A 17,385-nucleotide genomic window follows, 5' to 3' on the forward strand; every position below is an offset into this window, starting at 1 on the left:
ACAGCTGGGTCACTAGGGTCTGGCCTCGAACCTCCGATCGGGTGATCACTCACAAGAAGGAGATTGCCCCCGTGGCGTCCCACCGTCGACCCAAGCAGCCGAGTCGCACCCGTGTGACCGTGCTGACCACCGCAGCCGCCGCTGCCGTCGCCCTCAGCTCGCAGGCCGCCAACGCCGCGCCGAGCGAGAAGCCGAGCAAGGACGAGGTCAAGGCCAAGGTCGACAAGCTCTACGAGGAGGCCGAGCAGGCCACCGAGAAGTACAACGGCGCCAAGGAGAAGCAGGAGAAGCTCCAGAAGGAGATCTCCACGATCCAGGACAACGTCGCCCGTGGCCAGGAAGAGGTCAACGAGCTGCGTGACGGCCTGGGTTCGATGGCCAGCGCCCAGTACCGCTCGGGCGGCATCGACCCCTCCCTGCAGCTGTTCCTCTCCGCCGACCCGGACGACTACCTCGACAAGGCCTCCACCCTCGACCAGTTGAGCGCCCAGCAGGTCGAGTCGCTGAAGAAGATCCAGGAAAAGCAGCGCGTACTCGCCCAGGACCGCGCCGAGGCCTCGGACAAGCTCAAGGACCTCGCCACCACCCGCAGCGAGCTGGGCAAGAAGAAGAGCCAGGTGCAGGGCAAGCTCGCCGAGGCGCAGAAGCTGCTCAACTCCCTCACCGCCGCCGAGAAGGCGGCCCTGGCGGCCGAGGAGGACCGGGCCAGCCGGGCCAGCGAGCGCACCGCCCTCGGTGGCTCGGGCGCCCCCGCCACCGGCCGCGCGTCCTCGGCCTACGCCGCCGCCCAGAGCGTGATCGGCTCGCCCTACGTCTACGGCGCCTCCGGCCCGTCCTCGTTCGACTGCTCGGGCCTGACCTCCTGGGCCTTCGCCCAGGCCGGTATCGGTATCCCGCGTACCTCGCAGGCGCAGGCCAACGCCGGCACCCGGATCTACTCGCAGAGCGACCTCCAGGTCGGCGACCTTGTGATCTTCTACGGCGACCTGCACCACGTCGGCTTCTACGCCGGCAACGGCCAGGTACTGCACGCCCCGCGCAGCGGCACCGTCGTGCGCTACGAGTCGATCAACAACATGCCGTACCAGTTCGGCGTCCGGATCTGAGGCCTCCCGGCCCCTTCGAGATCAGGACTCCGTACCGCCCGTTCGGGCGAATTACGGGAACGGGCTGTGACCCCACACCCCGCCGGTGACCTGCGTCAGCGGCGGGGTGTCACGTTGTGTGCCCGCCGAGGCCTTTGGCCGCTGCCCCACGGCGGGGCTACTGTCTGCCGCGTTTCCCCCACCACCGGGCCGCCGCCCGGGGTCGGGGGATTTTCCTGTCCGCCAGTGGAAGGAGCGCGGCTTCCCGTGGGGTCCCATCGCCGCCTTGCACCGTCCGGGTCCGACCGGGGCGCCTGCGTGGCCCGTCTCGCCGTCGGCGTGCTGTCCGCCGCCGCGGCCGCCTTCGCCGCCGTCCCGGCGCACGCCGTTCCGCACGACGACACGCGCTCCGAGGTGGACCGCCTCTACGCGGAGGCGGAGAAGGCCACCGAGGCCTACAACAAGGCCGACGAGCGCGCCGACGCGCTGCGTGGGGAGGTGGGCCGGGCACAGGACCGGATCGCCCGCCAGCAGGAGAGCATCAACTCCATGCGGGACGCGCTGGGTTCGCTGGCCGGGGCCCAGTACCGCTCCGGCGGCCTCGACCCCTCCCTCGCGCTGCTGTTCTCCGACGACCCGGAGGACTACCTCGACAAGGCCGCCGCCCTGGACCGGATCACCGTCCACCAGGCCGCGCAGCTGAGGGAGCTCCAGGAGGCCATGCGCGACCTCACCCAGGAGCGCACCCGGGCCGCCGAGAAGCTCGGCGAACTGGAGAAGAGCCGCAAGGCCGTCGCCTCCCACAAGCGCACCGTCGAGAGGAAGCTCGCCACGGCCCGTGAGCTCCTCAACGCCCTCCCGGAAGGTGAGCGCGCCGCCTACGACCGGGCCTCCCGCTCCGGCCGCTACGCCATGCCCGACCTCGGGGAGGCCGCCCCCGCCTCGGGCCGGGCCGCCGCCGCGGTCGCCGCCGCCCGTGCCGCGCTCGGCAGGCCCTACGTCTGGGGCGCGTCAGGGCCGGGCGGCTTCGACTGCTCCGGGCTGATGCAGTGGTCGTACGCCCAGGCCGGGATCGCGCTGCCGCGCACCTCGCAGGCCCAGCGCGTGGCCGGCCATCAGGTCCCGCTCTCCGAGGCCCGGCCCGGCGACCTGATCACCTACCGGGGCGACGCCAGCCATGTCGCGATGTACATGGGCAACGGCCAGGTCGTCCACGCCCCCTATCCGGGCGCGCCGGTGCGCTACGACCCGGTCGGCATGATGCCGGTCTCGGGGGTCACCAGGGTCTGACCCGGCGCCGCCGGCCCCCGTACGATCGGGAACGTGGCAGGTCGAAGGCGGGCGTCGGGTTCCTCGGTGGTGGCGCTCTGTCTGCTGCTCGTCGCCCTGGTCGGCTGCGGGCACGGCCCCGTCGCCGACACCGCCCGCGACGACGTGCAGCGGCTGCTCGACCGGCGGGCGGCCGCGGTCCTCGGCAGGGACGAGAGCGGGTACCGGCGCACCGGGTCGGCGGCCGGGTTCGCCGCCGTGCGGGCGCTGCCGCTGGCGGACTGGTCGTACCGGGTGACGGCCCTGCACCACACCGGCGACCGGGCCACCGCCGACGCCGAACTGCGCTACCGGATCGACGGGTTCGACAAGGCGCCCGTGTCGGCGCGGCGCACCCTGGGCCTGACCCGGGACGCGGGTGGCCGGTGGTCCGTCACCTCCGACCGGCCCGCGCCGCGGTCCCCCGAGCAGCTGTGGGACCGGGGCGCGGTGACCGCCGTCCGCGGCGAGCACACCCTGGTGCTCGGGGCCGGTCAGTCACGGGAGACGCTGGGGACCTACGCGGACCTGGGGGACCGGGCCGTCCCCGCGGTGTCGCGGGCGTGGGGGACGGACTGGAGCGGGCGCGTCGTCGTGCTCGTACCCGAGTCGCTGGAGGCGATGGCCGGGCTCCTCGACTCGCCCGCCTCCTCGTACCGGGGGATCGCCGCCGTGACGACCGGCGAGACGGGAGCGCCACGGGCGCCCGCCGACCGGATCATCGTCAACCCCGAGGCGTACGGCGTCCTGGGCTCCGTCGGAAAGCAGGTGGTCCTCACCCACGAGACCACCCATGTCGCCACCCGCGTCCACACCGGCACCGGCACCCCGCTGTGGCTGTCGGAGGGGTACGCCGACTGGATCGGCTACCGCGACAGCGGCCGCACCCCGGCCGAGGCCGCACCGGAGCTGGCCCGCGCGGTGGCCGCGGGGGACGTCCCGTCCGCACTGCCGGACGACGCGGCCTTCGGCTTCACCGGCGACGCGACCGCGCTGGCCCAGGCCTACGAGGGCGGCTGGCTGGCGGGCCGGCTGATCGCGGAGCGGTGGGGCGAGCGGCGGCTGGGCGAGTTCTACCGCTCGGTGGCGGCCGACGGCGTGGACGCCGCGACGGCGGACGTCCTGGGGACCACACCACAGGAGTTCACCGCGCTGTGGCAGGAGTATCTGCGGGCTGAGCTCGGCTGAGGCGCGCGAAACGGGCCAGGACGGTCGGGTCCGGGACGGGCCGGTCCGGGAAGCGGTCAGGAATCGAGAAGCGCCCCGGTCCGGGTCCCGCCTAGCGTGACGGGCATGGACATCTCCCTGCGCGCGAGCTTCCTGCCGCACGACGACCCCGACGCCTCCCTGGCCTTCTACCGGGACACCCTCGGCTTCGAGGTCCGTGCCGACGTCGGCCACGGGGGAATGCGGTGGATCACGGTCGGCCCCGCCGGGCAGCCCGGCACCTCCCTCGTGCTCCAGCCGCCGGCCGCCGACCCCGGCGTCACCGAGGACGAGCGGCGCACCGTCGTCGAGATGATGGCCAAGGGCACCTACGCCGGGATCCTCCTGGCCGCCCCCGACCTCGACGCCGTCTTCGCCCGGCTGCGGGCCGGCGACGCCGAGCTCGTGCAGGAGCCGACCGAGCAGCCGTACGGCGTGCGGGACTGCGCCGTCCGCGACCCCGCGGGCAACATGATCCGGATCCAGGAACTCCGCTGAGCCCGTGACCTGGACGGATGTCCGGGCCGGCGAAGCGCCGTCCCGTGCCACGCACGAAGCTGGTTGGATCGAGCCAGGCGACGCCCGCGGAGCCCGCGACGGCGGCCCCGCCCCGAAGGATGGAGACATGAGCATGCCCACGAGAAGGAACACGCAGTCGCCTGCGCCGCACGCCGCCGACAGCCACGACATGATCCGCGTGCACGGCGCGCGCGAGAACAATCTGAAGGACGTCAGCATCGAGATCCCCAAGCGCAGGCTGACGGTGTTCACCGGTGTGTCCGGCTCGGGCAAGAGCTCGCTGGTGTTCGACACGATCGCCGCCGAGTCGCAGCGGCTGATCAACGAGACGTACAGCGCCTTCGTGCAGGGCTTCATGCCGACGCTGGCGCGACCCGAGGTCGACGTGCTCGACGGGCTGACCACGGTCATCAGCGTCGACCAGCAGCGGATGGGTGCCGACCCCCGCTCCACCGTCGGCACCGCCACCGACGCCAACGCCATGCTGCGGATCCTCTTCAGCCGCCTCGGCAAGCCGCACATCGGCCCGCCCAGCGCCTACTCCTTCAACACCGCCTCCGTCCGGGCGAGCGGCGCGATCACCGTGCAGCGCGGCGCCAGGACCAAGTCCGAGAAGGCGACCTTCGAGCGCACCGGCGGCATGTGCGCCCGCTGCGAGGGCCGCGGCACGATCTCCGACATCGACCTCACCCAGCTCTACGACGACTCCAAGTCGATCTCCGAGGGTGCCTTCACCATCCCCGGCTGGAAGTCCGACAACGTCTGGACCGTCGGCCTGTACGCCCAGTCCGGTTTCCTCGACCCGGACAAGCCGATCAGCCGGTTCACCAAGAAGGAGATGCAGGCCTTCCTCTACGGCGAGCCGACCAAGGTGAAGGTCAACGGCGTCAACCTCACCTACGAGGGCCTGATCCCCAAGATCCAGAAGTCCTTCCTGTCCAAGGACAAGGAGGCGATGCAGCCGCACATCCGCGCGTTCGTGGAGCGGGCGGTCACCTTCACCGTCTGCCCCGAGTGCGACGGCACCCGGCTCAGCGAGGGCGCCCGGTCATCGAAGATCAACAAGATCAGCATCGCCGACGCCTGCGCCATGGAGATCCGGGACCTGGCCGAATGGGTCCGCGCCCTGCGGGAACCCTCGGTGGCGCCGCTGCTCACCGCGCTCCAGCAGACCCTCGACTCGTTCGTGGAGATCGGCCTCGGCTACCTCTCGCTGAACCGGCCGTCCGGCTCGCTGTCGGGCGGTGAGGCGCAGCGCGTGAAGATGATCCGCCACCTCGGCTCCTCGCTCACCGACGTCACCTATGTCTTCGACGAGCCCACCATCGGCCTGCACCCGCACGACATCCAGCGGATGAACGACCTGCTGCTGCGGCTGCGGGACAAGGGCAACACGGTGCTCGTCGTGGAGCACAAGCCGGAGGCGATCGCCATCGCCGACCACGTCGTCGACCTCGGTCCCGGCGCCGGCACGGCGGGCGGCACGGTCTGCTTCGAGGGCACCATCGAGGGCCTGCGGGCCAGCGGCACCGTCACCGGCCGCCACCTCGACGACCGGGCATCCCTGAAGGAGACCGTGCGGACGCCGAAGGGAGTGCTGGAGATCCGCGGCGCGACGGCGAACAACCTGCGCGACGTCGACGTCGACATCCCGCTCGGGGTGCTGTGCGTCGTCACCGGCGTCGCCGGGTCCGGCAAGAGCTCGCTGATCCACGGCTCGATCCCGGCCCGCGAAGGCGTGGTCTCGGTCGACCAGAGCCCGATCCGCGGCTCCCGGCGCAGCAACCCGGCGACGTACACCGGACTGCTCGACCCGATCCGCAAGGCCTTCGCCAAGGCCAACGGCGTCAAGCCGGCGCTGTTCAGCGCCAACTCCGAGGGCGCCTGCCCCACCTGCAACGGCGCCGGTGTCATCTACACCGACCTGGCGATGATGGCCGGCGTGGCCACCACCTGCGAGGACTGCGACGGGAAGCGGTTCCAGGCCGAGGTGCTGGAGTACCGGCTCGGCGGGCGCGACATCAGCGAGGTGCTCGCGATGTCGGTGGCCGAGGCCGAGGAGTTCTTCGGTGCCGGGGAGGCGGCCACGCCGGCCGCGCACAGGATCCTCGACCGGCTCGCCGACGTCGGGCTGGGCTACCTCACCCTCGGCCAGCCGCTCACCACGCTGTCCGGCGGAGAGCGGCAGCGGCTGAAGCTGGCCACGCACATGGCCGACAAGGGCGGCGTGTACGTCCTCGACGAGCCGACCACCGGCCTGCACCTCGCCGACGTCGAGCAGCTGCTCGGTCTGCTCGACCGGCTCGTGGAGTCCGGGAAGTCGGTCGTCGTCATCGAGCACCACCAGGCGGTCATGGCGCACGCCGACTGGATCATCGACCTCGGCCCCGGCGCCGGTCACGACGGCGGCAAGGTCGTCTTCGAGGGCACGCCGGGCGACCTGGTGGCCGGCCGCTCCACTCTGACCGGTGAGCACCTCGCGGCGTACGTCGGCGGCTGACCGTGCCGCTCGCCGAAGCCCGGGTGCCGGCTCGGCCCGTCACCCGGGCCGGCGCCCTGTGCGAGACTCGGCGGGTGAAACGGCAGGATCTCGACGACCTCGTCCGGCTGCGGCGGGCCCGCGACCGGATGGACCGTGACTACGCCGAGCCGCTCGACGTCCCGGCGCTGGCGCGCGAGGCCCTGATGTCGGCGGGGCACTTCTCCCGCAGCTTCCGCGCCGCCTACGGGGAGACGCCTTACAGCTATCTGATGACCCGCCGGATCGAGCGTGCCAAGGCGCTGCTGCGGCGGGGCGACCTCACGGTGACCGAGGTGTGCTTCGCGGTGGGCTGTACGTCGCTCGGGTCGTTCAGCTCGCGCTTCACCGAGCTGGTCGGCGAGACGCCGAGCGCCTACCGGGCCCGCGGGCACGACGACGGCGCCGCCATTCCGGCCTGCATCGCCAAGATCTACACCCGACCGGTCAGGAACGGAGAAGCCGGCCGCGTCGATCGGCCGTAGCCTCGGCCGCATGGACATCACGCTTTCCACCTGCTTCATCGCCGTCGACGACCATGACAAGGCGATCGCCTTCTACCGCGACGTGCTCGGCCTGGAGGTGCGCGCCGACGTCGGTTTCGAGGGGATGCGCTGGGTGACCGTCGGGTCGCCCGCCCAACCGGACGTGAGCCTCGTGCTGGAGCCGCCCGCCGCCGACCCGAGCACCTCGCCGGCCGACAAACAGGCCCTGGCGGAGCTGATGGCCAAGGGCCTGCTGCGGGGCGTCATCTTCACGACGGAGGACTGCGACGCCACCTTCGAGCGCGTCAGCGGCGCGGGCGCGGAGGTGCTGCAGGAGCCGATGGACCAGCCCTACGGTGTCCGCGACTGCGCGTTCCGCGACCCCGCAGGCAACCTGCTGCGCTTCAACCAGCCCCTCGGGAAGCCCGGGAAGTGAGCCCACCGGTCGGGGGCGCGTCGTCGGTGTCCCGTGGGGCGAAGGGTTCCTGCCGCCGGGGCGCCGAGGCGCGCCACAGCTCGCGGGCCGCGACGAGGGTGGCCAGCACCAGCAGGCCGTTGCGGACGAACAGCAGGGTGACGCCGAGCGGGTCGCCGGCCACGACGTGCGAGAACCAGAGCGGGAACTCCAGCATCGTCACGAACGACGCCAGCAGGACGAGGGCGGCCGGTACGCGCATGCCGGAGCGGCCGAAGCACAGGCAGGTCGCCGCGAGCCCGACCAGCCACACCATGTACTGCGGGCTGATCACCCGGCTCGTGGTCGTGAACATCAACACCGCCACGAAGGCCGCGTCCGCCGGAGTGTGCGGCAGGAACGCCGCGGCCGTCAGCCGCCACAGCAGCAGCCAGCCGAAGGCGATCCCGGTCAGCATCAGGGCGCCGGTGCTCACCACGTCGACGTGGGGACCGAGGAACTCCACCGAGCCGTAGTTGAGCAGCACCTGCCCGTCCCAGCCGAAGTGCCGTGCCACATGGAACACCAGCGCGCCCAGCGACTCGATCTCGGTGCCCCGGTCCCGCTGGAAGGTCAGGAACGCGAAGGCCCCCGGCATGGCCAGTGCGAACAGTGCCGCCAGCGTCCCCGCCGTCAGCCCCGCGGCGACCCACGCCCGGCGCCGCACGGCCCCGATCAGCAGCAGCACCGGCCACACCTTCAGCATCGCCCCGAGGCCCGCGAGCGCCCCCATCAGGCGGGGCCGGCGGGCGCCCGCGAGCAGCGCGGCCACGGCGACGGCCGTGACCATCACGTCGTAGCGCGCGTAGACCGTGGGGCCCAGCAGCGGGACGCCCACCACCCACACCCAGGCGCCGCGCCTCGCCCGGCCGCGGCGCCGGCCCGCGTCCCACAGCAGGGCGAGGACGGCCAGGTCGGCGAGGAGGACGAGGACGAAGAAGGCGTGCGCGTAGTCGAGGAAGAACAGCAGCGCCGGGGAGAGGATCGCGAGGGCGGCCCCGGGTGGGTACTGCCAGGTGACGTCGTCCAGAGGGAACGTTCCGGTGCGCAGCACCTCGTACCAGCCCTGGTAGATCACGGAGACGTCGCCCGTGACGTCCGGGCCGGGGAAGACGTAGACCTTGAAGACGAGCAGGAGCAGCAGCAGCCGGGTCGGTGCCCAGAGCGCGAGGAGTCCGGTCACGGATCGCGTCCCGTCCGTCCTGTCCACCCTGCGCCCCTGTTCGTCTCGCTGCGGCCTTCGGCGCGTCGGCCGTGTGCCGCCCGTCGTCCGACGGGGCCATGATCCCCCGGCCACCTGTGCGGGAACGACGCAGCGCGGCCGTGCCGGGCTGCGAGTGTACGTTCGGTAGGGTCGGCGCTGATGCGCAAGACCTTGATCGTGACGAACGACTTCCCGCCCAGGCCCGGCGGCATCCAGGCGTTTCTGCACAACATGGCGCTCCGGCTGGACCCCGACCGGCTCGTCGTCCACGCCTCGACGTGGAAGCGGGGCCGCGAGGGCGTCGAGGCAACCGCCGCCTTCGACGCCGAGCAGCCCTTCACCGTCGTACGCGACCGGACGACCATGCTGCTGCCGACGCCCGCCGCGACCCGGCAGGCCGTCGCCCTGCTGCGCGCGCACGAGTGCACGTCGGTCTGGTTCGGCGCCGCGGCACCGCTCGGGCTGATGGCACCGGCGCTGCGCCGGGCGGGCGCCGAGCGGCTGGTGGCCACCACCCACGGGCACGAGGCCGGATGGGCCCAGCTGCCCGCCGCCAGGCAGCTGTTGCGTCGGATCGGCGACTCCGCCGACACCCTCACCTACCTCGGTGAGTACACCCGCTCGCGGATCGCGGGAGCGCTCACCCCGGACGCCGCCGCGCGGATGACCCAGCTGCCGCCCGGTGTCGACGAGAAGACCTTCCACCCCGGCTCCGGCGGCGACCGCGTGCGGGCCCGGCTCGGGCTCACCGAGCGGCCCGTCGTCGTGTGCGTCTCCCGGCTCGTGCCGCGCAAGGGGCAGGACACACTGATCCTCGCCATGCCGCGCATCCTGGCCAAGGAGCCGGACGCCGTGCTCCTGATCGTCGGGGGCGGGCCCTACGAGGGGGAGCTGCGCAAGCTGGCACGGGAGACCCGGGTCGAGGACTCCGTCGTCTTCACGGGCTCCGTGCCCTGGTCGGAGCTGCCCGCCCACTACGGGGCCGGCGACGTCTTCGCCATGCCGTGCCGCACCCGGCGCGGCGGGCTCGACGTCGAGGGGCTCGGCATCGTCTACCTGGAGGCGTCCGCGACCGGGCTGCCGGTGGTCGCCGGCGACTCCGGGGGCGCGCCCGACGCCGTCCTCGACGGGGAGACCGGATGGGTCGTGCGCGGCGGCTCCGTGGAGGACTGCGCCGACCGGATCGTCACGCTTCTCGGGGACGCCGAGCTGCGCCGCCGGATGGGGGAGCGGGGGCGTGCCTGGGTCGAGGAGAGGTGGCGGTGGGACCTGCTGGCCGAGCGTCTGAAGGAACTGCTGTAGACAGCGCCTGAAGGAACCGCTGTGGACGCGACGCGGCGCGGGTCCCGTCGACCCGACCGGGCACCCGCGCCATGACGGTGCGTCACATGTCCCGCTACTTCTGGTAGATCGCCTCGATCTCGGTCGCGAAGTCCTTCGCCACCACGTTCCGCTTCAGCTTCAGCGAGGGCGTGAGGTGCCCCGAGTCCTCGGTGAACTGCGAGTCCAGGATGCGGAAACTGCGTACCGACTCCGCCTTGGAGACCGCCGCGTTGCCGTCGTCGACGGCGGACTGGATCGCCGCCAGCAGGTCGGGGTCCTCGCGCAGCGACGCGGCCGTGGAACCGGCCGGTTTGCCGTGGTCGGAGGCCCAACGGCCGAGGAACTCCTCGTCGATGGTGATGAGCGCGCCGACGAACGGCCGCGCGTCGCCGACCACCATGCACTCCGCGACCAGCGCGTGCGCCCGGATCCGGTCCTCGATCACGGCCGGTGCCACGTTCTTGCCGCCGGCGGTGACGATGATCTCCTTCTTGCGGCCGGTGATCCTGAGGTACCCGTCCTCGTCGAGGGTGCCGATGTCACCGGTGTGGAACCAGCCGTCGGCGAGGGCCTCCTCGGTGGCGCCCGGGTTGTTCCAGTACTCCTTGAACAGGTGCTCGCCGTGCAGGAGCACCTCGCCGTCGTCCGCGATCCGCACCACCGAGCCCGGCAGCGGCTGGCCGACCGTGCCGATCTTCTGCCGGTCCCACGGGTTGAAGGCGGTGGCGGCACAGGACTCGGTCAGGCCGTAGCCCTCCAGGACCGTGAAGCCGATGCCGCGGAAGAAGTGGCCGAGGCGCTCGCCGAGCGGGGCGCCGCCGGAGATGGCGTACTCGCCACGGCCGCCGAGGACCCCGCGCAGCTTGCTGTAGACGAGCTTGTCGAAGACCTTGTGCTTGATCCGCAGGCCCATCGAGGGACCGGACGGGGTGTCCAGGGCCTTGCTGTACGCGATGGCCGTGTCGGCGGCCTTGTCGAAGATCTTGCCCTTGCCGTCCGCCTGGGCCTTGGCCCGGGCCGAGTTGTAGACCTTCTCGAAGACGCGCGGCACACCGAGGATCAACGTCGGCCGGAACGAGGCCAGTTCGTCGGTGAGGTTCTTGATGTCCGGGAGGCAGCCCAGCTTGATCGGCGCCATCATCGGGGCGACCTGGACCAGTCGGCCGAAGACATGGGCGAGCGGCAGGAAGAGCAGCACGCTGCACTCGCCGGTGCGGAACAGGGGGCGCAGGCGCTCGACCACGTTGCCGCACTCCGCGAAGAAGCTGCGGTGGGTGAGCACGCAGCCCTTGGGGCGGCCGGTGGTGCCGGAGGTGTAGACGATCGTCGCGGGGTCGTCGGCCTTCGCCAGCGAGCTGCGCTCCTCGACCGCCGCGTCGCCGACGTCCTGGCCCAGGCGGCCCAGCTCGTCGATGCCGCCGCCCTCGATCTGCCAGACGTGCTTGAGCTCGGGCAGTCCGTCGCGCACCGACTCGACGGCGGCCGTGTGGCCGCCCGTCTCGACGACGCAGGCGGTCGCGCCCGAGTCGCTGAGGATCCACTGCACCTGCTCCGGAGAGCTGGTCTCGTAGACCGGCACGGTGATCGCGCCCGCGCTCCAGATCGCGAAGTCCAGCAGCGTCCACTCGTAGCGGGTGCGGGACATCAGGCCGACCCGGTCGCCCGGCTGCACGCCGGAGGCGATCAGGCCCTTGGCGGCGGCCCGGACCTCGTCGAGGAAGGCGGCGGCCGTCACGTCCTGCCAGGCGGCGCCTTCCTTGCGGGCGATCACGGCGACGTCCGGATGCTGCGCGGCGTTCCTGCGGACGATGTCCGTCAGGTTGCCGTCCGAGGGGACTTCGTACAAAGCCGGAAGGCTGAACTCGCGCAAGACTGCTGCTCCTCATAGGGCGCCGGCGCCACGACGTTGTGTGATGCGACGGTCCGGTCCAAGGCTCGGGCAGGGTGCTCAGGATCCGGCGGGAGCCGAGGGATCCCACTGGTTGAAAACCTGAGCACGACGGGACTGCCCGGACGTTACCCGCCGGTATGGCGTCTAGGACAGGGGGGTCCGGCGAGATGTTCGCTGCGTCACACAGGTGGTGCGTCAACGATGTTCCTGTTGGTGCTCCTGCGCGCACAGTAGTCGACGGCTTTCCCGACTGGCGAGTAATCGCAGGTCCGGCCGCCACTGTTCACGTTTGTCGCACACGCTTACCCTTGATCACCATGGCACCCACACCAGCCGGCAACCGCAGGACGCGGATCCACGTGGTCAGCGACGTGCACGGCAACGCGCGTGACCTGGCACGGGCCGGAGACGGCGCGGACGCGCTCGTCTGCCTGGGGGACCTCGTCCTCTTCCTCGACTACGCCGACCACTCGCGCGGCATCTTCCCCGACCTGTTCGGCGTGGAGAACGCCGACCGCATCGTCGAACTGCGCACCGCCCGCCGCTTCGAGGAGGCGCGTGAGCTGGGCGCGCGGCTGTGGGCCGGGGTGGGGGAGGACCGGGCCGCGGTGATCGAGCGGGCGGTGCGCAAGCAGTACGCCGAGTTGTTCGCGGCGTTCCCGACACCGACGTACGCCACCTACGGCAATGTCGACATGCCGACGTTGTGGCGGGAGTACGCCGGACCGGGCACGACGGTGCTGGACGGCGAGCGGGTGGAGATCGGCGGCCGGGTCTTCGGCTTCGTGGGCGGCGGCCTGCGCACGCCCATGCGCACGCCGTACGAGATCGGCGACGAGGAGTACGCGGCGAAGATCGAGGCGGTCGGCGAGGTCGACGTGCTGTGCACACACATCCCGCCGGACGTGCCGGACCTCGTCTACGACACGGTGGCGCGGCGCTTCGAGCGGGGGAGCCGGGCGCTGCTCGACGCCATCCGCCGCACGCGGCCCCGCTACTCCCTCTTCGGGCACGTCCACCAGCCGCTCGCCGCCCGGATGCGGATCGGGGCCACCGAGTGTGTGAACGTGGGGCACTTCGCGAGCACCGGGCGGCCGTGGGCACTGGAGTGGTGAGGCTCGGGGCCGGTCGGCGCAGGTAGCGGTGACGGCGGGGGGTGCGCCGCGCGGTAGCCTTCACGCTGCACACACGTGCGCACGACCACCTCTTGCCCGACCGCGTTCGGAGGAGCCACGGCGATGGCGGAACACACCAGCTCGAGCATCGAGATCGAGGCGGCTCCGGCCGACGTCATGGCGGTGATCGCCGACTTCGCCCGCTACCCGGACTGGACCGGTGAGGTGAAGGAGGCGGAGGTCCTCAAGACCGACGGGCAGGGCCGCGCCGAGCACGTCCGGCTGGTCATGGACGCCGGCGCCATCAAGGACGACCAGACGCTGGCCTACACGTGGACCGGCGAGCACGAGGTCTCCTGGACGCTGGTGAAGTCCCAGATGCTGCGCTCCCTGGACGGCTCCTACCTCCTCAAGCCGGCCGGTGCGGGCGGCACCGAGGTCACCTACCAGCTGACGGTGGACGTCAAGATCCCGATGCTGGGGATGATCAAGCGCAAGGCGGAAAAGGTGATCATCGACCGCGCGCTGGCGGGCCTGAAGAAGCGCGTGGAGTCCGGCCAGTAGGTTTCCCACCACGCCGTCGGCCGCACGCGGCCGGGCCGCCCCCACCCCGGTACGGTTCACCCTCATGCGCACCATCCTGATCACCGGGCCCGGCGGCAGCGGCCGTACCACCATCGCCGCGGCCACCGCGCTCGCCGCCGCCCGTGAGGGCGTCCGCACCCTCGTCCTCGGCACCGACCGCGGCGACAGCCTCGGGGCAGCGCTGGGGACCGCGACCGGCCCCGCCCCCGTGGCGGCCGCGCCGGGACTCACCGCCTGGCGGCCCGACCCCGCCGTCGGTTTCCGCGACGACCTCACCCGGCTCCAGGAGCGTGCGTCCGGACTGCTCGACCTGCTCGGCGCCGGTCCGCTCGACCCCGAGGAGTTCACCCCGCTGCCCGGCGCCGGGGAAATCGCCGTGCTCCGCGCCCTGCGCGACGCCGCCCTCGCCGAGGCGCACGAGCTGCTCGTCGTCGACCTGCCGCCCACCCCGCAGGCCCTGGCCCTCCTCGCCCTCCCCGAGGAACTCCGCCGCTACCTGCGCCGGCTGCTCCCGCCCGGGCGGCAGGCCGCCCGCGCCCTGCGCCCCGTACTCGGCCGGCTGGCCGGCGTGCCGATGCCCGCGGACTGGCTGTACGAGACGGCCGCCCGCTGGGACCTCGAACTCGCCGCCGTGGAAGCCGTCCTGGCCGAGCGGGCCACGACCGTACGGCTCGTCGCCGACCCCACCCCGGCCGGCGGTGACGCCGTCCACACCGCCGCCCTCGGCCTCGCCCTGCGCGGCCTGCGCCCGGACGCGCTGATCGCCAACCGGGTGCTCCCCGAGGAGGGGGGCGACGGCTGGCTCGCCGGGCCGCTCGCCCAGCAGCGCAAGGCCCTCGACGACTGGCGCACCGCCTACGACCTGCACCCCGTCCCGCATCTCGGGCACGACCCGAGGGGCACCGACGACCTCGCCGGCCTCGCCGTGCCCGTGCTCAGGACCGCCCCCGCCAAGGTCGGGTGGCCCGTCGAGGACCGGCTCGCCGAGGACGGCGTGCTCGTCTGGCGCCTCCCGCTGCCCGGCGCCGTGCGCGAGGAGCTCGATCTCGTCCGGCGCGGTGACGAAGTGGTCGTCACCGCCGGCCCGTTCCGCCGGGTCGTGCAGCTGCCGTCCGCCCTGCGCCGCTGCGCCGTCGCCGGGGCGGGCCTGCGCGAGGGCGAGCTGCGCATCCGGTTCACCCCGGACCCGGAGCTGTGGCCGCGGACGCCGTGAAACCGCTGCGCCCGTTCGGGTAACGTCGTAGGGACGAAACGTAGTCAGGAGCCCGCCATGAGCGAAGAGCGCCCCCACCCCGACGCCGCTCAGGACCAGCCGGCCGACGAGCCGATTCCCACGGGTGACGCCGACGCGTGGGCGACCGCGTGCGCCGAGGACCTGGAGGCGGAGAAGGCCCGCCGCCGGGAAGAGCACGGGCCGCCGCCCGGCTCGGCCGCCGAGGAGCTGCGCCGACTCGTCGACACGGTCGCCGACAAACTGTCCGGACTTCAGGCGCCGCTGTTCGGCGCCGTCGCCGGGCCCGCCGCCCAGCAGGTGGTGCAGCAGGTCGTGCAGCAGGCCAAGGCCGCCGTGGAACCCGTGATCGAGCGCAACCCGGACGTCTTCGACCACCTTGCCGCGGCCGGCCACGAACTCCTCGCCGCCTACCGCTCCGCGGTCCAGGCCCAGGAGCACCGCTGGACGGCCGGCCCGGACGCCGCCGACGCCTCCGACGAACTGAAGAACCTCGACGAGACCCCTCGCGACCCCGGTGAGGGCACGGGTCCCGGCCAGCGCATCGACTTGGACTGACCCTCTGCTCGGGTACGGTTGGCCGTAGCGGGGCTCGACCGGAACTGAGGGATTCATGGGACTCACCATCGGCGTCGACATCGGCGGCACGAAGATCGCGGCCGGCGTGGTAGACGAGGAAGGCAACATCCTCTCGACCCACAAGGTGCCGACCCCGGGCACGCCCGAGGGCATCGTGGACGCCATCGCCTCCGCGGTGGAGGGCGCACGCGCGGGGCACGAGATCGTGGGCGTGGGCATCGGTGCGGCCGGCTACGTCAACCGGCAGCGCTCGACGGTCTATTTCGCCCCCAACATCGACTGGCGCAACGAGCCGCTGAAGGAAAAGGTCGAGGCACGCACCGGGCTGCCCGTCGTGGTGGAGAACGACGCCAACGCCGCCGCGTGGGGCGAGTACAAGTTCGGCGCGGGCAAGGGCCACCGCAACGTCATCTGCATCACGCTCGGCACCGGCCTCGGCGGCGGCATCATCATCGGCAACAAGCTGCGCCGCGGGCACTTCGGCGTGGCCGCCGAGTTCGGCCACATCCGGATGGTGCCGGACGGGCTGCTGTGCGGCTGCGGCTCGCAGGGCTGCTGGGAGCAGTACGCCTCGGGCCGCGCCCTCGTGCGGTACGCCAAGCAGCGCGCCAACGCCACCCCGGAGAACGCCGAGGTGCTGCTCGGCCTCGGCGACGGCAGCCCCGACGGCATCGAGGGCAAGCACATCTCCATGGCCGCCCGCCAGGGCGACCCCGTCGCCGTCGACTCCTACCGCGAGCTCGCCCGCTGGGCCGGCGCGGGCCTGGCCGACCTCGCCTCGCTCTTCGACCCCTCCGCGTTCATCGTCGGCGGCGGGCTGTCCGACGAGGGCGAGCTGGTCCTGGACCCGATCCGCAAGTCGTACAAGCGCTGGCTGGTCGGGGGCAACTGGCGCCCGGTCGCCGAGGTGATCGCCGCGCAGCTGGGCAACAAGGCCGGCCTGGTGGGCGCCGCCGACCTGGCCCGGGAGCCCGACCCGATCATGTGAGGGACGACGCTCGCACGCCTTCTGGGGCGCGGGGAACTGCGCGACCGGCCACACACCACCGGCAGTCGCACGGGGATCCCGCGCCCCGAGTCGTCAGGCGCCGAAACCCCGGTCCCGACTACATTGACCTGCATGGCAACCTCCTCGCCGCTCCCCAACTCCCGCACCGAGGACGACGGTTCCGTAATCCTTCGCGTGCTCAGCTACAACATCCGCTCGATGCGCGACGACACCGCCGCGCTCGCCCGCGTCATCGGCGCCTGCGACCCCGACCTGGTCCTGATCCAGGAAGCCCCCCGCTTCTTCCGCTGGCGCAAGAAGCTGGCCCGGCTCGCGGCCGCCTCCGGCCGGATGATGCTCTCGGGCGGGGCCACCGCCGCGGGCCCGGCGCTGCTGTGCTCGCCGCGGGCCACGGTGGAGCGCACCGAGGACGTGCTGTTGCCGCTCACCCCCGGACTGCACCGGCGTGGCTTCGCGACCGCGGTGGTCCGCTTCGCTGGCGCCCGCCTCGGGGTGGTCAGCTGTCACCTGTCGCTGCAGAAGGACGAGCGCCACACCCAGGGCGGCATGCTCCTCGACCGGCTCGCCGGCCTGGGCACGGAACATGTGATCGCGGGCGGCGACCTCAACGAACGGCCCGGCGGACGCACCTTCCGGCTCCTGGCCGACGGGCTCCAGGACTGCTGGGCCACCGCTCCCTGGGGCGGCGAGTACACCTCGACCCCGGCCGACCCCCACCAGCGCATCGACGCGATCTTCGCGACCAAGGGGATCGAGGTCCTCGGCTGCGGGGTGCCGCACGGTCAACCGGGGGTGACGGAGACAGACCTGAGGGCGGCCACGGACCATCTTCCGGTCCTGGCCGCCCTCAGGGTCCCGCGTGCGTGAGCGGGG

General features: G+C 72.5%; 16 protein-coding genes. 14 read left to right on the forward strand and 2 right to left on the reverse strand.

Annotated elements, in window-relative coordinates:
* Positions 1 to 71 precede the first annotated feature (71 nt).
* The 7 genes from ACFV6X_RS29635 (at position 72) to ACFV6X_RS29665 (ending at position 7,557) form a co-directional block, all read left to right on the forward strand.
* Positions 72 to 1,106 (forward strand): NlpC/P60 family protein, encoded by a 1,035-nt coding sequence (locus ACFV6X_RS29635; RefSeq protein WP_385388568.1) that lies wholly within the window; start codon positions 72 to 74, stop codon positions 1,104 to 1,106.
* 246 nt (positions 1,107 to 1,352) lie between these two features.
* Complete coding sequence (locus ACFV6X_RS29640) at positions 1,353 to 2,375, forward strand: NlpC/P60 family protein (RefSeq protein WP_385388571.1); 1,023 nt, start codon at positions 1,353 to 1,355, stop codon at positions 2,373 to 2,375.
* A 33-nt stretch (positions 2,376 to 2,408) separates the two neighbouring features.
* Positions 2,409 to 3,581: a hypothetical protein gene (locus ACFV6X_RS29645; RefSeq protein WP_385388574.1), complete on the forward strand. Its 1,173-nt coding sequence runs from the start codon at positions 2,409 to 2,411 to the stop codon at positions 3,579 to 3,581.
* Positions 3,582 to 3,686: 105 nt separating this feature from the next.
* Complete coding sequence (locus ACFV6X_RS29650) at positions 3,687 to 4,097, forward strand: VOC family protein (RefSeq protein ID WP_385388577.1); 411 nt, start codon at positions 3,687 to 3,689, stop codon at positions 4,095 to 4,097.
* Positions 4,098 to 4,224: 127 nt separating this feature from the next.
* On the forward strand, positions 4,225 to 6,618 hold the full coding sequence (locus tag ACFV6X_RS29655; protein WP_385388578.1) for an ATP-binding cassette domain-containing protein: 2,394 nt from the start codon (positions 4,225 to 4,227) through the stop codon (positions 6,616 to 6,618).
* A 128-nt stretch (positions 6,619 to 6,746) separates the two neighbouring features.
* Positions 6,747 to 7,121, forward strand: a complete 375-nt coding sequence (locus ACFV6X_RS29660) for a helix-turn-helix transcriptional regulator (RefSeq protein WP_365448557.1) — start codon at positions 6,747 to 6,749, stop codon at positions 7,119 to 7,121.
* A 10-nt stretch (positions 7,122 to 7,131) separates the two neighbouring features.
* Complete coding sequence (locus tag ACFV6X_RS29665; RefSeq protein WP_385388581.1) at positions 7,132 to 7,557, forward strand: VOC family protein; 426 nt, start codon at positions 7,132 to 7,134, stop codon at positions 7,555 to 7,557.
* Here ACFV6X_RS29665 and ACFV6X_RS29670 read toward each other — a convergent pair.
* Positions 7,526 to 8,785: a glycosyltransferase 87 family protein gene (locus ACFV6X_RS29670; RefSeq protein ID WP_385388584.1), complete on the reverse strand. Its 1,260-nt coding sequence runs from the start codon at positions 8,783 to 8,785 to the stop codon at positions 7,526 to 7,528. The genes ACFV6X_RS29665 and ACFV6X_RS29670 overlap by 32 nt on opposite strands.
* A gap of 153 nt (positions 8,786 to 8,938) precedes the next feature.
* On the opposite strand from ACFV6X_RS29670, the gene ACFV6X_RS29675 reads away from it, so the two are divergent.
* On the forward strand, positions 8,939 to 10,081 hold the full coding sequence (locus ACFV6X_RS29675) for a glycosyltransferase family 4 protein (protein WP_385388587.1): 1,143 nt from the start codon (positions 8,939 to 8,941) through the stop codon (positions 10,079 to 10,081).
* Positions 10,082 to 10,175: 94 nt separating this feature from the next.
* Here the strand turns inward: ACFV6X_RS29675 and ACFV6X_RS29680 are convergent, their stop codons facing one another.
* Entirely contained in the window at positions 10,176 to 11,972 is a 1,797-nt protein-coding gene (locus tag ACFV6X_RS29680) for an AMP-dependent synthetase/ligase (RefSeq protein WP_385388590.1), read from the reverse strand.
* A gap of 338 nt (positions 11,973 to 12,310) precedes the next feature.
* Here ACFV6X_RS29680 and ACFV6X_RS29685 point away from each other — a divergent pair, with 338 nt between their 5' ends.
* From ACFV6X_RS29685 to ACFV6X_RS29710, 6 genes are all read left to right on the forward strand, one after another.
* Entirely contained in the window at positions 12,311 to 13,108 is a 798-nt protein-coding gene (locus ACFV6X_RS29685) for a metallophosphoesterase (protein WP_365448483.1), read from the forward strand.
* A 123-nt stretch (positions 13,109 to 13,231) separates the two neighbouring features.
* Positions 13,232 to 13,672, forward strand: a complete 441-nt coding sequence (locus tag ACFV6X_RS29690) for an SRPBCC family protein (protein WP_385388593.1) — start codon at positions 13,232 to 13,234, stop codon at positions 13,670 to 13,672.
* 64 nt (positions 13,673 to 13,736) lie between these two features.
* A complete protein-coding gene (locus ACFV6X_RS29695) occupies positions 13,737 to 14,906 on the forward strand; it encodes an ArsA family ATPase (RefSeq protein WP_385388595.1) in 1,170 nt (389 codons plus the stop codon).
* Positions 14,907 to 14,963: 57 nt separating this feature from the next.
* The gene (locus tag ACFV6X_RS29700; RefSeq protein WP_385388597.1) at positions 14,964 to 15,482 is read left to right on the forward strand and encodes a DUF5304 domain-containing protein; all 519 of its coding nucleotides are present in this window, start codon (positions 14,964 to 14,966) and stop codon (positions 15,480 to 15,482) included.
* A gap of 55 nt (positions 15,483 to 15,537) precedes the next feature.
* Entirely contained in the window at positions 15,538 to 16,491 is a 954-nt protein-coding gene (locus ACFV6X_RS29705; RefSeq protein ID WP_365448491.1) for an ROK family glucokinase, read from the forward strand.
* Positions 16,492 to 16,623: 132 nt separating this feature from the next.
* Positions 16,624 to 17,379: an endonuclease/exonuclease/phosphatase family protein gene (locus ACFV6X_RS29710; protein WP_385388599.1), complete on the forward strand. Its 756-nt coding sequence runs from the start codon at positions 16,624 to 16,626 to the stop codon at positions 17,377 to 17,379.
* The last annotated feature ends 6 nt before the right edge of the window (positions 17,380 to 17,385 follow it).

Origin of the sequence: Streptomyces sp. NPDC059861, assembly GCF_042731435.1 — a bacterium.
In the GTDB taxonomy this organism is placed as follows: domain Bacteria; phylum Actinomycetota; class Actinomycetes; order Streptomycetales; family Streptomycetaceae; genus Streptomyces.

Bases quoted from the DNA above. Each gene is read 5' to 3' on its own strand.
- ACFV6X_RS29650 (WP_385388577.1), top strand. From the start codon at position 3,687: ATGGACATCTCCCTGCGCGCGAGCTTCCTGCCGCACGACGACCCCGAC.
- ACFV6X_RS29655 (WP_385388578.1), top strand. From the start codon at position 4,225: ATGAGCATGCCCACGAGAAGGAACACGCAGTCGCCTGCGCCGCACGCC.
- ACFV6X_RS29660 (WP_365448557.1), top strand. From the start codon at position 6,747: ATGGACCGTGACTACGCCGAGCCGCTCGACGTCCCGGCGCTGGCGCGC.
- ACFV6X_RS29665 (WP_385388581.1), top strand. From the start codon at position 7,132: ATGGACATCACGCTTTCCACCTGCTTCATCGCCGTCGACGACCATGAC.
- ACFV6X_RS29675 (WP_385388587.1), top strand. From the start codon at position 8,939: ATGCGCAAGACCTTGATCGTGACGAACGACTTCCCGCCCAGGCCCGGC.
- ACFV6X_RS29685 (WP_365448483.1), top strand. From the start codon at position 12,311: ATGGCACCCACACCAGCCGGCAACCGCAGGACGCGGATCCACGTGGTC.
- ACFV6X_RS29690 (WP_385388593.1), top strand. From the start codon at position 13,232: ATGGCGGAACACACCAGCTCGAGCATCGAGATCGAGGCGGCTCCGGCC.
- ACFV6X_RS29695 (WP_385388595.1), top strand. From the start codon at position 13,737: ATGCGCACCATCCTGATCACCGGGCCCGGCGGCAGCGGCCGTACCACC.
- ACFV6X_RS29700 (WP_385388597.1), top strand. From the start codon at position 14,964: ATGAGCGAAGAGCGCCCCCACCCCGACGCCGCTCAGGACCAGCCGGCC.
- ACFV6X_RS29705 (WP_365448491.1), top strand. From the start codon at position 15,538: ATGGGACTCACCATCGGCGTCGACATCGGCGGCACGAAGATCGCGGCC.
- ACFV6X_RS29710 (WP_385388599.1), top strand. From the start codon at position 16,624: ATGGCAACCTCCTCGCCGCTCCCCAACTCCCGCACCGAGGACGACGGT.